The sequence below is a fragment of the Stenotrophomonas sp. LARHCG68 genome (assembly GCF_052871705.1).
The window spans coordinates 19,305-34,789 of sequence record NZ_JBIXJV010000004.1 but is presented as its reverse complement, the minus strand read 5'-3'; the positions used below and the strand labels follow the sequence as shown (position 1 = coordinate 34,789).

The following is a 15,485-nucleotide window of genomic DNA, read 5'->3' as shown; positions in this document are numbered from 1 at the left end:
TGCCGGCCCCGTTCGTATCCTGCCGCGGTGGTTACTTGCGGCGCGCCAGCAGGCGGTAACCGCCGGTGGCGTTGGAGTCATAGCTGTGCGCGAGCAGCACGTAACGGCCGGCGTCCAGCTCCACTTCCAGCGACGGATCCAGGCTGCTGTCGCTGTCGTCCTGCTGGGCGACTTCCTCGCCGTTGCGCATCAGCGTGAGCATGCCGTCCAGGCCACCGATGCCGGTCATGCTGATCACGTAGGTACCCTTGCGCGGGATCTCCAGCGTGTACAGGTCGCGGTTGCCCGGGCGCAGCTGGCCCTGCACTTCGCGGCCGAGCTTGAGTTCCGGGCGGGCGGAGCCTTCCGGTGCGGCGGTGGTGGTGGTGGCGAGCTGGAACACGCCGCCACGGCCGTTCACCGAACGCACCGAGACGTTGTACTGGCCGGCATCGAGCACCTGGGTCAGGCGCGAGTTGGTGCCATTGCCGGCACCGTCGTCGTCGCTCAGCACCAGGTCGCCGCCCTGCACGGTCAGCAGGGTGTCGAAGTCACGGCTGGTGGCATCGAACTGGACACGGCGGGTTTCCGGCAGGGTCATCACGAAGCTGCGGGTGACATCGCCGGTGACGAAACTGCTGGTCGAGCCGTCCACCGGCAACGCGCTGCCGTCCTCGAAGACCAGGCCTTCGGGCATGTCGGCGCGCTGCACGCCCAGGTAGAACGCGCCGGAGGCTTCGCTGAAGCCGGCGGCGGTGAGGGTGTAGGTGCCGGGCTTCAACGGCGCCAGCAGGCGCGAGTTGAGCTGGTTGCCGCCGTCGTCGTCTTCCATGCTCACGCCGTTGCCGCTCAGGGTCAGGCGTGCGTCGAACTCGTCCGACTCCAGGTCGATGGTGTACAGGCCAGCCTGTTCGACTTCCAGGGTGAAGGTCTTGTCGCCGCCGCGCAGCCAGTCGGTGATGCGGCGGCCGGCGGTCAACGGCTTGCCGTCGTAGGTGGCGATCGGCTCGGCCGACAGCTGGTACGGGCCGAACGCACGGGCGTCCGAGCCGCTGACGGCGACCAGGTACTGGCCGGCCTTGTCGGCGCGCATGCTCAGCGTGGTGCCGCCGTTCTCGCCGGCTTCGGTGCGGCTGATCAGGCTGTCACGCAGGAACACCGCCAGCGAGCCGTTCAGCGGGCCATCCAGCTTCAGTGAGACGGCCTGGCCGGCGGCCAGCTGCAGCGTGTACAGCTGGCTGCGGGTGCCGTCGCTGTAGTTGACCGGGGTCGAGGAGGTGATTTCGCCGTCGGCTTCACCGTTGAGGGTGAGGGAACGGGCGGGACCGGCGGCCTGAACGGGGGAATTCACGGCGGCCGCGATGGCGAGGGACAGCAGTCCTGCTGTGAGTCGCTTCACTTCGATTTCCTTATGGATTGGTACAGGGGTGGAACAGGGGAATGGTTGGCCTCCAGCCCATGGCCGCCGGCAGCGGCCATGGGGCGGGACCGCCGGGGCAGGGACCCCGGCGGCACGGCGCGTTACTGGATGACCGGCTCGGCGACGGCGGCAGCATCGGCTGCGGCGCTGGCGGCCTCTTCGGCGGCATCCTTGCGGTTGCTCGGGCCGGCCACGTCGATGGCGTCACCGCTCAGGTCGGTGGTTTCCAGCTCGAACACGCCCTGCTGGCTGCCCAGGCTGGTGACCGCGACGATATAACGGCCCGGACGCAGGTTCAGGGTCAGGCGCGCGTTGGTGCCGTTGCCGCCGTCATCGTTCTCTTCGTCCACGCCGGGGCCGGTGATGTGCAGCACCGAGTCGAAGCCATCGGCGATGGCATCGAACTGCACCTGGCGCGGCTTGTCCACGGTCAGCACGAAGGTGCGGCGGGCACGCGAATCCATCATCGACTGCGCGGTCTGGCCGATGGTCAGGGCGGTACCGTCACGGGTGACCAGGTTGCCATCGGTCGCGGTCATGGCCACGCTCAGCTTGAACGAGCCGGTCTTGCCGTTCACCGAGGAGGCATCGATGGTGTACTCACCGGGCTCCAGGAAGGTGCGGATACGGGCGTTCAGGCGGCCGCCGTTGTCGTCGTCCTCCAGCTCGACGTTGCGACCGTTCAGGCGCAGGTAGGCGTCGAAGGCACTCGATTCCAGGGTGATCGAGTACAGGCCGGCCTTGTCGACCTGCAGCTTGTACTCCTGCTTGTCGTCCATCAGCCAGTCGATGGCCTGGCTGCCCGCGCCCAGCGGCTTGCCGTCGTAGGGGACGATCTTGCTGCTCTTGAGCTTGAACGGGCCGAAGCTGTTGGAGCCGGCGCTGTTGACCGCGACCAGGTAGGTGCCGTCCTTCGGTGCGCGGAAGGCCAGGTTGACCGCGCTGCCGGAGTCACCTTCTTCCATGTCCGAGTTGCCGCTGGCGTTGGCGAGCATGGTCTGGCCGTCGAACACGGCCAGCTGGCCGTTGAGCGAGCCGCCCAGCTCCAGCGACACCGCCTCGCCGTTCTTCAGGGTGACGGTGTAGGCCTGGTGGCGACTGCCGTCGTTGTAGTTCAGGGTGCTGCGGGAGGTGATCTCACCGGCGACGCTCTCGCCGACGGTCAGCTTGGGGTTGCTGTCGCCGCCGGCGACGCCCCCCAGCTTTTGACAGGCGGCAAGCGCAACTGTCATAGAGATCGCTGCGAACAGGCGGGCATGACGTGTGTTCAAGCGTGGGTCCTTCAAGTAAGGGTGGTTTCCGTTCCCCGCGGGGGCGGGTCGGACGGGATTCTAACGGGTCCGGCGTTGTGTATTCAGCGAGAATCCTTCACACGGGCCGGGGGAGGGCTGGCGGGCCGCTTGGATGCTAGAATTCCCGGCTTGTCTGCCTTTTTCATCGACCGACCATGATCGAATTGAATCCCATCCGCCAGCGAATCACCGATCTGACCGATCGCGTGGTCTCGCTCAGGGGGTATCTTTGACTACGACGCCAAGAAAGAGCGTCTTGAAGAAGTAACCCGCGAACTCGAAAACCCCGACATCTGGAACAACCCCGAGTACGCCCAGTCGTTGGGCCGGGAGCGTTCGATGCTGGACAAGACCGTCGGCGGCATCGCCGTGGTGCTGGACGGCATGACCGAGGCCAACGAGCTGCTGGAGCTGGCCGAGAGCGAGCAGGACGAGGACACCGCGCTGGCGGTGGTCGCCGACCTGGACAAGCACCAGGTCCACATCGAGAAGCTGGAATTCCAGCGCATGTTCTCCGGCGAGATGGACGCCTGCAACGCGTTCGTCGACATCCAGGCCGGTGCCGGCGGCACCGAAGCCCAGGACTGGGCCGAAATGATGCTGCGCATGTACCTGCGCTGGTGCGAATCGCGCGGCTGGAAGGCCGAGCTGCTGGAAGTGTCCGGCGGTGAAGTGGCGGGCATCAAGTCGGCCACGTTCCGCGTGGAGGGCGACTTCGCCTACGGCTGGCTGAAGACCGAGACCGGCGTGCATCGCCTGGTGCGCAAGTCGCCGTTCGACTCGGACAACCGCCGCCACACCAGCTTCACCTCGGTGTTCGTGTCCCCGGAAGTGGATGACAGCATCGAAGTGAACATCAACCCGGCCGACCTGAAGACCGACGTGTACCGTTCCTCCGGTGCCGGTGGCCAGCACGTCAACAAGACCGAGTCGGCGGTGCGTATCACCCACGTCCCGACCGGCGTGGTGGTGGCCTGCCAGACCGAACGCAGCCAGCATGCCAACCGCGACCGCGCGATGAAGATGCTGGCCGCCCGCCTGTACGAGCTGGAAGTGCAGAAGCGCAACGCCGAGCGCGATGCGGTGGAAGCCACCAAGTCGGACATCGGCTGGGGCAGCCAGATCCGCAACTACGTGCTCGACCAGAGCCGTATCAAGGACCTGCGTACCGGCATCGAGCGCACCGACACCCAGAAGGTGCTCGATGGCGACCTGGATGAATTCATCGAGGCCAGCCTCAAATCCGGCCTGCAGGCCGGTGCCAAGCGCAGCGATGCCTGATCCGGCTCCCGCGACGGCCTCGGCCGCCGTCCGGACCGTGGGCGGGTCCCGTCGTGGGGCCCGCCTTGCCATCGCCGGCCGTGGGGCAGGGCGATGATGCGCAGCGAAGAAGAACGCAGGGAACTTGGCGGCTTCCTGAAGGCCTGCCGGGCACGCGTGGATCCCGGCACGCTGGGGCTGCCGGTGGGGCGCCGGCGCACGCCCGGGCTCAAGCGCGAGGAAGTGGCGCTCGCGGTGGGCGTCAGCGTCAGTTGGTACACATGGATCGAGCAGGGGCGCGACGTGCGGGCCTCGCCCGAGGTGCTGGAGCGGCTGGCGCGGGTGCTGCAGCTCAGTGACGACGAGCGTGCCTATGCGTTCGCACTGTCCGGTTACGGCGTGCCGCTGGAATCGCCCGATGAAACGGTCACCGAAGGGCTCCGCCAGCTGGTGTTGGCGATGCAGCCGATCCCGGCCTACGTGCGCAATACCCGTTTCGACATCCTGGCCTGGAACCCGGCCATCGCCGAGCTGTTCGTGGACTATGCGCAGCTGGCGCCACACGAGCGCAATACGCTGCGGTTGATGTTCCTGTACCCGCCGTACCGGCAGTTGATCCTGAACTGGGAAGAGATGACGCGCGGGCTGCTGGCCAGCTTCCGCGCGGCCATGGCGCAGGCGCAGGACAAGGCGCCGTTCCTGGCGCTGGCCGAGGACATCGCCGCGCAGAGCGCCGAGTTCCGGGCGTGGTGGCCGGAGCACGATGTGCGCCGTTTCGACGAAGGGGCCAAGCGGCTGAACCATCCCACGCGCGGCCTGCTGGAGTTGCAGTACGTGGCGTTGATCCCCGAGAGCCGGCACGACCTGTCCCTGGTGACCTACCTGCCGCGGGCCTGAGTCCGCGCATGCCCGGTAGGAGCGGCCCCGGCCGCGAAGCTGGCAACGCCTCCGCGCGGGCAAAGCACAACCCCTCCCCAGCCCTCCCCTTGGCTTCGCCAAAGGGAGGGAGGCGGTCGCTGGCGCGGAAGGAGGCACAAGCGGCCTTGGTCGCGAAGCAGGAGACGCCTTCGCACGTACGCAGAAGCAGCCGCCTGCGGGTCCCACGCCTTCGACAGAACAACAAACCAGCGCTGCATCAAAGGGGGAAGTGCAACTCCTAGGATGGTCACACGCCTTGTTGGCGGTGGGTGGTAGGGTCCAGATTGCGTTCCAGGAAACGGACCGTTGGTCCGTTGTCGACACGACAGGAGAACCTGATGTCCGCCGTCCCCGTACCAAGCGGCGCCGCCGCGATTTCCCGCGACCCCGCCACCGGCGAGCTGATCGCCACCCACCCCTTCATCAGCGATGCCGAACTGGACGAACTGCTGGACCGCAGCCGTGCCGGCTTTGCGGCCTGGAGCGCGCAGACACCGGCGCAGCGGGCCGAGGCCCTGCGCCGCATGGCGGCGATCCTGCGCCGTGACCGCGAGCCGTTGGCGGCGTTGGCTACCGCGGAGATGGGCAAGGTCCTGGCCGAATCGCTTGCCGAGATCGAGAAATGCGCGCTGCAATGCGAGTGGTACGCCGACCACGGCCCGCAATGGCTGCGGGACGAGCCGGCCGAGGTGTTGAGCGGTGAGGCGTACGTGTCGTTCCTGCCGCTGGGCGTGGTGCTGGGCGTGATGCCATGGAACTTCCCGTACTGGCAGGTGATGCGCGCCGCCGTGCCGATCCTGCTGGCGGGCAATGGCTTCCTGCTCAAGCCCGCCGAGAACATCGTCGGTACCGCCAAGCTGCTCGACGCCGCCTGGCGCGAGGCGGGGCTGCCGGACGGCACCTTCATCGGCGCCAACCTCAACCGGGAGCAGACCAGCAAGGCCATCGCCGATGACCGCATCGCCGCGGTGACCTTGACCGGCAGCGTCGCGGCCGGGCGCAGCATCGCTGCCCAGGCCGGGCAGGTGCTGAAGAAGGTGGTGCTGGAACTGGGGGGCTCGGACCCGTTCATCGTGCTGGCGGACGCCGACCTGGAGAAGGCGGTTGCCGCGGCGGTGACCTCGCGCTTCCAGAACGCCGGGCAGGTGTGCATCGCCGGCAAGCGCATCATCGTCGAGGACGCCATCCACGACCGCTTCGTGGCGCTGTTCGTCGAGCAGGTGAAGGCGCTGACAGTCGGCGATGGACGTGATCCGGCCAACCGGCTGGGGCCGATCGCCCGCCAGGACCTGCTCGACCAGTTGCACGCGCAGGTGCAGGCCTCGGTGGCGGCCGGTGCGCAACTGCTGGTCGGCGGGCACCAGCTGGATCGACCGGGCAGCTTCTACGCGCCTACCGTGTTGGTCGGCGTCGAGCCGGGCATGCAGGCCTTCGATACCGAAACGTTCGGGCCGGTGGCGCCGATCACCCGGGCGCGCGACGCCGACCACGCCATCGAACTGGCCAACCAGAGCGAGTTCGGCCTCAGCGGCAACCTGTGGAGCGGTGATGTGGCACGCGCCACGCAGCTGGCCCGACGCCTGCAGACCGGCGGGGTGTTCATCAATGGCTTCTCGGTGTCCGACCCGCGCGTGCCCATCGGCGGCATCAAGAACAGCGGCTTCGGCCGCGAGTTGTCGTACTTCGGGGTCCGGGAGTTCGTCAACGCGCAGACGGTGTGGATCGACCGCGCCTGAGCCGCGCGCATCGTTGCCTGCCATACAACCAGTCCAGCAAGAAGGGCGTCATTCCATGTCCAAGGGTTCTGATCTGCTCGTCGCCGCACTCGAGAACGAAGGCGTCGAGCGTATTTTTGGCATTCCCGGCGAGGAGAACCTCGATGTGGTCGAGTCGCTGCGGCACTCGCGCATCGAACTGGTCATCACCCGCCACGAACAGGCGGCGGTGTTCATGGCCGCCACCTACGGCCGCCTGACCGGCAAGCCGGGCGTGTGCCTGGCCACGCTGGGCCCGGGGGCGCTGAACTTCACCACCGGTGCGGCCTATGCACTGCTGGGCGCGTGGCCGGTGATCATGATCACCGGGCAGAAGGGCATCGTGGCCAGCAAGCAGGCGCGCTTCCAGATCGTGGACATCGTCAGCACGATGAAGCCGCTCACCAAGTCGGCGCGGCAGATCGTCTCGGCGCGCACCATCCCGACCATCGTCCGCGAAGCATTCCGCACCGCGCAGCAGGACCGCCCCGGTCCGGTGCTGCTGGAGCTGCCGGAAGACATCGCGGCGATGGAAGGGGACGAGGTCGCGCTGATCCCGCCGCATCCGCTGGAGCTTCCCATCGCCAGCCCGGAAGCGCTGGATCGGGCCGCCGGGATCATCCGCGCCGCCAAGCGGCCGTTGCTGATGATGGGGGCCGGCGCGTCACGGCCGCGCTCCAGCGAGGCGCTGTCGGCGTTCGTGCTGCGCGCGGGCATCCCGTTCTTCACCACCCAGATGGGCAAGGGCTCGGTGGCCGGCGGCTCGGGGCTGTACATGGGCACCGCCGCGCTGACCGAGCGCGACTACGTGCACATGGCCATCGACCAGGCCGACGTGATCGTCACCATCGGCCATGAAGTCACCGAGAAGCCGCCGTTCGTGATGCGCCCGGGTGGCCCGACCGTCATCCATGTCGGCTACCTGCCGGCGGAGGTCGAGCAGGTGTACTTCCCGCAGGTGGAGGTGATCGGCGACATCGGCCGATCACTGACCCTGCTGGCCGACCGCATCGAAGGCAAGGTGGCCAACGCCGACGCGCTGGTGCCGCTGCGCGAGCAGATCCTGTCGCATATCACCGACCGCGCCGGGGAAGACCGCTTCACCCCGCAGCGGCTGGTGCACGACGTGCGCCAGGTGATGCCGCCGGACGGCATCGTGGCGCTGGACAACGGCATGTACAAGATCTGGTTCGCCCGCAACTACCGCACCCAGGTGGCCAACACCCTGTTGCTGGACAACGCGCTGGCGACCATGGGCGCGGGCCTGCCCTCGGCGATCACCGCGGCCATCCTGTATCCGCAGCGGCGGGTGCTGGCGGTCTGCGGCGACGGCGGCTTCATGATGAACAGCCAGGAGCTGGAAACCGCCCGCCGGCTGGGCCTGAACCTGGTGGTGCTGATCTTCAACGACAACGCCTACGGGATGATCCGCTGGAAACAGGCGGTGGACGGCTTCGCCGACTACGGCATGACCTTCACCAACCCGGACTTCGTCAAGTACGCCGAGGCGTATGGCGCCACCGGGCACGAGGTGCGCGAGATCGGGCAGTTCATCCCGACCCTGGAAGCGGCCTTCAACGCTGGCGGCGTCCATCTGGTAACGGTGCCGGTGGACTACTCGGAGAACGCGCGGGTGCTGGTGGACGAGCTCCGCCAGGCCTTCCCGCCGGCCATCCATTGACGTCGGCGGGGCAGGGGCCGGGCCGACCGGCCCGGCCGGGGGAGGGTGGTTTTGGTATGCTGTACGACCGGCGTTGCCGGCCGTATCCCCCCACTATCCACCTGCAGATCCATGAGCGAAGCCACCGAAACCCCACCCGTCGACGAAAACAAGTTGATTGCCGAGCGTCGCGAGAAACTCAAAGCGCTGCGCGGGCAGGGGATCGCCTATCCGAACGACTTCCGTCGTGAAGACTTCGCCGGCAAGCTGCAGGCCGAGTACGCCGACGCCGAGCAATGGACCGCCGAAACGCTGGAAGGCAATGGCCGCCGCGTGAAGATGGCCGGCCGCCTGATGGCCAAGCGCATCATGGGCAAGGCCAGCTTCGCCCAGATCCAGGACGAGAGCGGCCGGATCCAGCTGTTCCTGCAGGGGGCCACGTTGGGCGATGCCTACACTGCCTTCAAGGGCTGGGACGTGGGCGACATCATCGCCGTCGAAGGCGGGCTGACCCGCACCAAGACCGGCGAGCTGTCGATCAAGGCCGAGTCGATCCGCCTGCTGACCAAGTCGCTGCGCCCGTTGCCGGACAAGTGGCACGGACTGGCCGACGTGGAGCAGCGTTACCGCCAGCGCTACGTCGACCTGATCGTGACCCCGGAGTCGCGCGAAGTGTTCATCAAGCGCTCGCGCATCATCCGCGCGATGCGCGCCTGGCTGGACAACCGTGACTTCCTGGAAGTCGAGACGCCGATGATGCATTACATTCCCGGCGGCGCGACGGCCAAGCCGTTCACCACCCACCACAACGCGCTGGACCTGGACCTGTACCTGCGCGTGGCACCGGAGCTGTACCTCAAGCGCCTGGTGGTCGGTGGCCTGGAACGCGTCTACGAGATCAACCGCAACTTCCGCAACGAAGGCGTCAGCACCCGCCACAACCCGGAATTCACCATGATGGAGTTGTACGAGGCCTATGCCACGTACAACGAAGTGATGGACCTGACCGAAGGCGTGATCCGTGACGTCGCCCAGCAGGTGCTGGGTACGACCGAGGTGGAATGGGACGGTGCACGTATCAACCTGGGCCCGGCGTTCCGTCGCTGGCGCATGGACGAGGCGGTGCGCCACCACAATCCGGAGATCAGCGTCGCCGACTGCACCGATCGCGAAGCGCTGCTGCGTCATTGCGAGCGCCTGAAGATCAGGGTCAAGCCGTCCTACGGCTGGGGCAAGCTGCTGCTGGAGATCTTCGAAGCCACCGTCGAGCACACCCTGGTGCAGCCGACCTTCATCACCGACCATCCGGTGGAAGTTTCGCCGCTGGCCCGCGCCAGCGACAACGAACCGGGCTACACCGATCGCTTCGAGCTGTTCATCAACGGCAAGGAGATCGCCAACGGCTTCTCCGAGTTGAATGACCCGGAAGACCAGGCGGCGCGTTTCCAGGCCCAGGTTGCAGCGAAGGACGGCGGCGACGACGAGGCCATGCACTACGACTCCGATTACATCCGTGCGCTGGAATACGGCCTGGCGCCGACCGGCGGCCTGGGCATCGGCATCGACCGCCTGGTGATGATGCTGACCGGTCGTGCGTCGATCCGTGACGTGCTGCTGTTCCCGTACATGCGCCCGGAAGCCTGAGGCCCGCCGTATTGAGTCGAGAGCCCCGCGCAAGCGGGGCTTTTTCGTGGGCATGGTGGTAGGCGCAGCTCCGTCCGCGAAGCAGGTGATGCACAGGTGCAGCGGGTTGCCGTGATTGCAGCCGGTTTCCGTGGCGGGGCAGGTGCGTCGGGTTCGCGGCCGAGGCCGCTCCTGCTGGCCTGCGTGTGCCCAAACAAAAAGCCCTCCCGGTGAGGGGAGGGCTTGGGTCATTCCGGGGCCGGGAGGATCAGGCTTCCGGCTTGGAGTCGCGCAGTTCGCGGCGCAGGATCTTGCCCACGTTGGACTTGGGCAGCTCCTTGCGGAACTCGACGATGCGTGGGTGCTTGTAGCCGGTGAGGTTGGCGCGGGCGAACTCCTTGACGTCTTCCTCGGTGAGCTTGGGGTCCTTCTTGACGATGACCACCTTCACCACTTCACCGGACTTCTCGCTCGGTGCGCCGACCGCGGCCACTTCCAGCACGCCGGGCATCATCGCGATGACATCCTCGACCTCGTTCGGGTACACGTTGAAGCCGGACACCAGGATCATGTCCTTCTTGCGGTCGACGATGTAGAAGAAACCCTGTTCGTCCATGCGCGCCATGTCGCCGGTATGCAGCCAGCCGTCGGCATCGAGCACCTTCTCGGTCTCGTCCGGACGATGCCAGTAGCCCTTCATCACCTGCGGGCCGCGGATGCACAGCTCGCCGACTTCACCGACCGGCAGCACCTGGCCCTCGTCGTTCTTGACGCAGGCATCGGTGGAGGGGATCGGCAGGCCGATCGCGCCGTTGTAGTCCTTCAGGTCCAGCGGGTTGATGCAGGCCGCCGGCGAGGTTTCGGTCAGGCCGTAGGCTTCCACCAGGGTGACGCCGGTGACCTTCTTCCACTTCTCGGCCACGGCGCGCTGCACGGCCATGCCGCCGCCCAGTGCCACCTTCAGTTCGGAGAAGTTGATCTGGTCGAAGCCTTCGGTGTTGAGCAGGCCGTTGAACAGCGTGTTGACGCCGGTGATGGCGGTGAAGCGGTTGTTCTTCAGCTCCTTGACGAAGCCCTTCATGTCGCGCGGGTTGGTGATCAGGTAGTTCAGCGCGCCGATCTTCATGAAGACCAGCCCGTTCGCGGTCAAGGCGAAGATGTGGTACAGCGGCAGCGCGGTGATGATCACTTCCTCGCCCTGCTTGACGCCGGAGCCACTGATCCAGGCCGAGGCCTGTTGCATGTTGGCGATCAGGTTGCGGTGGGTGAGCATCGCGCCCTTGGCCACGCCGGTGGTGCCGCCGGTGTACTGCAGGAAGGCGATGTCGTCATGGTCGATGTCCACCACCGGCATCGGGTGGCGCTTGCCCAGCTTCAGCGCGTCCTTGAAGCGGATCGCATTGGGCAGGTCATAGTCCGGGACCATCTTCTTCACGTACTTCAGCACGAAGTTGACGATGCCGCCCTTCGGGAAGCCGAGCATGTCGCCCAGGCCGGTGGTGATGACCTGCTTGACCGGGGTATCGGCGATGACCTGCTGCACGGTGTCGCCGAAGTTGTCGACCACCAGCAGCACGCTGGCGCCGGCATCGACCAGCTGGTGCTTGAGCTCGCGGGCGGTGTACAGCGGGTTGACGTTCACCACGGTCAGGCCGGCGCGCAGGATGCCGAAGATGGCGATCGGGTATTGCAGGCAGTTGGGCATCATCACCGCGACGCGGTCACCCTTCTTCAGCTGCAGCTCGCCCAGCAGGTAGGCGGCGAACTGGGTGACCAGTGCGTCGGTTTCACCGTAGGTGAGGACCTTGCCGAAGTTGGAGTAGGCGGGGCGATCACGGAACTTGGCTACGGACGTATCGAACACCGCGGCAACGGAACGGAATTCGTTGACGTCGATTTCAGCCGGGACACCGGCCGGGTAGCTCTGCAGCCAGGGACGTTCCTGATTCATCTTCCCCTCCAGGAAATGGATGTGATCTAGTGATGGGAGCGGGGCACCGGGGCGCCACAGCCGCTGATGCCAGCATACCGTCCAGAATGGAAAAGGCGAAGGGTTCAGATGATCCGAACGGTTCTGAAATACATGCTTATTGCGGTGATTGTGCTTTCCGTCGCCGGTTGCAAGCGCGCGCCGCCGGAACAGCGGCTGCGCGACACGATTGCTGCAATGCAGAAGGGCGTGGAGTCGGGTAGTCCCGCGGACTTCATGGAGGCGGTCTCGCCCGAGTTCGTTGGCAACGAGGGCGTGGACCGGGCGGGGCTGGAGCGCCTGGTCAAGGCGCAGCTGCTGCTCAACAGCAAGGTGTCGGTGCAGACCGGTCCGATAGCCATCGAGATGGCAGCGGACAACAAGACGGCGACAGTACGTTTCAGTGCCCTGCTGGTCGGGGGTACGGGCGGGTTGCTGCCCGTGCGCGGCGACATGCAGGAGATCCAGACCGGCTGGCGGGACGAGGACGGCCAGTGGCGGGTATACAGCGCCAGCTGGGGGCCAGTGGGTGGCGAGCGCGGGTAAGCGGGTGGGGGTGGAAGCAAGAGCAGGAGCGGGAGCGTCACCCCTCCCCAGCCCTCCCCTTCGCGATGCGAAAGGGAGGGGGAAGAAGCCGGCTCGCTGCGATCTCGAACTCTAGTCGCCGCCGTGCAACTCGATCGCGGTCTGACAGGTCAACGGAAACCGCCCCCTCCCTTTCGCATCGCGAAGGGGAGGGCTGGGGAGGGGGAAAAAAGAACGCCCCGAAAGGGGCGTTCTTTGCTTCGTCAAATCAATCCATCCGTCAGGCCGCTTTCTTCGCCGCCAACTGGCGCAGCACGTACTGCAGCAGGCCGCCGTTGCGGAAGTACTCCACTTCCTTGGGCGTGAGCAACAGCACCTTGGCCTGGAACTGCTGCTTGCTGCCGTCAGCCTTGGTCGCGGTGACCGTGGCGGTCTTGGCCTTGCCGTCGTCCAACCCGGTGACGTCGAAGGTCTCCGAGCCATCCAGGCCCAGTAACTGTGCGTTCTGGCCGTCGATGAACTGCAGCGGCAGCACGCCCATGCCGACCAGGTTGGAGCGGTGGATGCGCTCGAAGCTCTCGGCAATCACGGCCTTGACGCCCAGCAGGTTGGTGCCCTTGGCCGCCCAGTCGCGCGAGGAGCCGGTGCCGTATTCCTTGCCGGCCAGGACCACCAGCGGCACGCCGTCGGCCTTGTACTTCATGGCCGCGTCGTAGATGGCCAGCTTCTCGCCGTCGGTGCTGCCCGGGGCGTAGTACAGGGTATTGCCGCCTTCTTCGCCACCGAACATCAGGTTCTTGATGCGGATGTTGGCGAAGGTGCCGCGCACCATCACGTCATCGTTGCCGCGACGGCTGCCGTAGCTGTTGAAGTCGGCCGGGAGCACGCCGCGCGACTGCAGGAAGCGGCCCGCCGGCGAGTCCTTCTTGATGTTGCCGGCCGGGGAAATGTGGTCGGTGGTGATCGAGTCACCGAACAGGCCGAGCACGCGCGCACCATGCACATCGCTGATGTTGCCGACCTGCATGGTCATGCCGTCGAAGTAGGGCGGGTTCTTGATGTAGGTGGAGTCGCCGTTCCACTGGTAGGCCTGGCCTTCCGGCGATGCGATCTGCGCCCAGCGGGTGTCGCCCTTGAACACGTCGGCATAGTTCTGCTTGAACATCTCCGGGCCAACGGTGGCGGCGATCATGTCGCCGATGTCCTTGTTGGTCGGCCAGATGTCACGCAGGTACACATCCTTGCCGCTGCTGTCCTGGCCGATCGGCTCCTTGGTCAGGTCGATGCGCACGGTGCCGGCGATGGCGTAGGCCACCACCAGCGGCGGCGAGGCCAGGTAGTTGGCCTTTACTTCCGGATGCACGCGACCTTCGAAGTTGCGGTTGCCCGACAGCACCGAGGCCACCACCAGGTCGCCGGCGGCGATGCCGGCGCTGACTTCGACCGGCAGCGGGCCGGAGTTGCCGATGCAGGTGGTGCAGCCGTAGCCGACCACGTAGAAGCCGAGCTTCTCCAGGTCGGTCAATACGCCGGCCTTTTCCAGGTAGTCGGTGACCACGCGCGAGCCCGGCCCGAGCGAGGTCTTGACCCACGGCTTGGCCTTCAGCCCCAGGCGCGCCGCGTTACGCGCGAGCAGGCCGGCACCGAGCATCACCGCCGGGTTGGAGGTGTTGGTGCAGGAGGTGATGGCGGCGATGACCACCGCGCCGTCCTTCAGGCGCACGGACTGGTTGTCGATGACCACGTCGGCGTGGCCCTTGGCCAACTGCTCGTTGCCGACCGCCGCGCCGCCTCCTTCATTGATGAAGTCGGCGACGTCGCCGTTGCGCTGGTCGCGGTTGACGGTCAGGCCCTTGAGCGCCTCAGTGAAGTTGTCATGCACATCGCCGAGCAGGACGCGGTCCTGCGGGCGCTTGGGGCCGGCCATCGACGGCTTGACGTCACCCATGTCCAGTTCCAGTGTGGCGCTGTACTGCGCGTGCGGGCTGCTGGGCTCGTGCCACAGGCCCTGGGCCTTGGCGTAGCTTTCGACCAGCGCGATCTGCGCCTCGCTGCGGCCGGACAGGCGCAGGTAGTTCAGCGACTCGGCGTCGATCGGGAAGATGCCGCAGGTGGCACCGTACTCCGGGGCCATGTTGGCGATGGTGGCGCGGTCGGCCAGCGGCAGGTGCTGCAGGCCGTCGCCGTAGAACTCGACGAACTTGCCGACCACGCCGTGCTTGCGCAGCATCTGGGTGACGGTCAGCACCAGGTCGGTGGCGGTGGTGCCCTCGGGCAGCTTGCCGGTGAGCTTGAAGCCGACCACCTGCGGGATCAGCATCGAGGACGGCTGGCCGAGCATGGCGGCCTCGGCCTCGATGCCGCCCACGCCCCAGCCCAGCACGCCGATGCCGTTGATCATGGTGGTGTGCGAGTCGGTGCCGAACACGGTGTCCGGGAACGCCCAACGGGTGCCGTCGACGTCACGTTCCATCACCACGCGGGCGAGGTTTTCCAGGTTCACCTGGTGGACGATGCCGGTGTTGGGCGGAACCACCTTGAAGTTCTCGAAGGCCTTCTGGCCCCAGCGCAGGAAGCTGTAACGCTCGCGGTTGCGCTCGAACTCGATCTTGCCGTTGAGGTCCAGCGCGTCGGCGCGGCCGAACACGTCCACCTGCACGGAGTGGTCGATAACCAGTTCGGAGGGGATCAGCGGGTTGATCTGCTCGGCCTTGCCGCCGAGCTTGGTCACCGCGTCGCGCATGGCGGCCAGGTCGACCACGCAGGGCACGCCGGTGAAGTCCTGCAGCACCACGCGGGCCGGCATGAAGGCGATCTCGGTGTCCGGTTCGGCCTTGGGGTTCCACCGGGCCACCGCCTCGATGTGCTCCGGGCCGACGGTCTGGCCGCCGTCCTCGTGCCGGAGCAGGTTCTCCAGCAGGATCTTCATCGAGTAGGGAAGGCGGGAGATGTCGAACTTCTGGCCGAGCTTGGGAAGGCTGCAGTAGGTGTACTGCTGGCTGCCAACTTCCAGTTGGCTGCGGGTGGAGAAGGTATCGCTCATACAGCTGACTCCTCTTTACAGATGGCTTGCCGCGGTGCCGGT

General features: G+C 66.6%; 10 protein-coding genes. 6 read left to right on the top strand and 4 right to left on the bottom strand.

The window, feature by feature from the left end:
- Positions 1-31: 31 nt before the first annotated feature.
- On the bottom strand, positions 32-1,378 hold the full coding sequence (locus tag ACIPR8_RS14325; RefSeq protein WP_446541432.1) for an ABC transporter substrate-binding protein: 1,347 nt from the start codon (positions 1,376-1,378) through the stop codon (positions 32-34).
- A 122-nt stretch (positions 1,379-1,500) separates the two neighbouring features.
- Entirely contained in the window at positions 1,501-2,631 is a 1,131-nt protein-coding gene (locus tag ACIPR8_RS14320; protein ID WP_132863130.1) for a PPC domain-containing protein, read from the bottom strand.
- Between the two features lie 215 nt (positions 2,632-2,846).
- Between ACIPR8_RS14320 and prfB the strand changes: the two genes are divergently transcribed.
- From prfB to lysS, 5 genes are all read left to right on the top strand, one after another.
- A protein-coding gene (prfB, locus tag ACIPR8_RS14315) for a peptide chain release factor 2 (protein WP_446541431.1) occupies positions 2,847-3,972 on the top strand; the annotation gives its coding sequence in 2 pieces (ribosomal slippage) (positions 2,847-2,921 and positions 2,923-3,972; 1,125 coding nt in all).
- 93 nt (positions 3,973-4,065) lie between these two features.
- A complete protein-coding gene (locus tag ACIPR8_RS14310) occupies positions 4,066-4,848 on the top strand; it encodes a helix-turn-helix transcriptional regulator (RefSeq protein WP_446541430.1) in 783 nt (260 codons plus the stop codon).
- Between the two features lie 359 nt (positions 4,849-5,207).
- Positions 5,208-6,605, top strand: coding sequence for an NAD-dependent succinate-semialdehyde dehydrogenase (locus tag ACIPR8_RS14305; RefSeq protein ID WP_446541429.1), 1,398 nt, complete (start codon positions 5,208-5,210; stop codon positions 6,603-6,605).
- Between the two features lie 55 nt (positions 6,606-6,660).
- A complete protein-coding gene (locus tag ACIPR8_RS14300) occupies positions 6,661-8,304 on the top strand; it encodes an acetolactate synthase large subunit (RefSeq protein WP_446541428.1) in 1,644 nt (547 codons plus the stop codon).
- 111 nt (positions 8,305-8,415) lie between these two features.
- On the top strand, positions 8,416-9,927 hold the full coding sequence (lysS, locus tag ACIPR8_RS14295) for a lysine--tRNA ligase (RefSeq protein WP_192285898.1): 1,512 nt from the start codon (positions 8,416-8,418) through the stop codon (positions 9,925-9,927).
- Between the two features lie 247 nt (positions 9,928-10,174).
- Here the strand turns inward: lysS and ACIPR8_RS14290 are convergent, their stop codons facing one another.
- Positions 10,175-11,857, bottom strand: a complete 1,683-nt coding sequence (locus ACIPR8_RS14290; protein ID WP_192285896.1) for a long-chain fatty acid--CoA ligase — start codon at positions 11,855-11,857, stop codon at positions 10,175-10,177.
- Positions 11,858-12,001: 144 nt separating this feature from the next.
- Between ACIPR8_RS14290 and ACIPR8_RS14285 the strand changes: the two genes are divergently transcribed.
- The gene (locus tag ACIPR8_RS14285; RefSeq protein ID WP_446541427.1) at positions 12,002-12,421 is read left to right on the top strand and encodes a nuclear transport factor 2 family protein; all 420 of its coding nucleotides are present in this window, start codon (positions 12,002-12,004) and stop codon (positions 12,419-12,421) included.
- A gap of 259 nt (positions 12,422-12,680) precedes the next feature.
- Here the strand turns inward: ACIPR8_RS14285 and acnA are convergent, their stop codons facing one another.
- Positions 12,681-15,443, bottom strand: coding sequence for an aconitate hydratase AcnA (gene acnA / locus ACIPR8_RS14280; protein ID WP_446541426.1), 2,763 nt, complete (start codon positions 15,441-15,443; stop codon positions 12,681-12,683).
- Positions 15,444-15,485: the final 42 nt, after the last annotated feature.

Coding starts and splice junctions, on each gene's coding strand:
- ACIPR8_RS14300 (WP_446541428.1), top strand. CDS start 6,661: ATGTCCAAGGGTTCTGATCTGCTCGTCGCCGCACTCGAGAACGAAGGC.
- ACIPR8_RS14305 (WP_446541429.1), top strand. CDS start 5,208: ATGTCCGCCGTCCCCGTACCAAGCGGCGCCGCCGCGATTTCCCGCGAC.
- ACIPR8_RS14310 (WP_446541430.1), top strand. CDS start 4,066: ATGATGCGCAGCGAAGAAGAACGCAGGGAACTTGGCGGCTTCCTGAAG.
- ACIPR8_RS14290 (WP_192285896.1), bottom strand. CDS start 11,857: ATGAATCAGGAACGTCCCTGGCTGCAGAGCTACCCGGCCGGTGTCCCG.
- ACIPR8_RS14320 (WP_132863130.1), bottom strand. CDS start 2,631: ATGACAGTTGCGCTTGCCGCCTGTCAAAAGCTGGGGGGCGTCGCCGGC.
- acnA (WP_446541426.1), bottom strand. CDS start 15,443: ATGAGCGATACCTTCTCCACCCGCAGCCAACTGGAAGTTGGCAGCCAG.
- lysS (WP_192285898.1), top strand. CDS start 8,416: ATGAGCGAAGCCACCGAAACCCCACCCGTCGACGAAAACAAGTTGATT.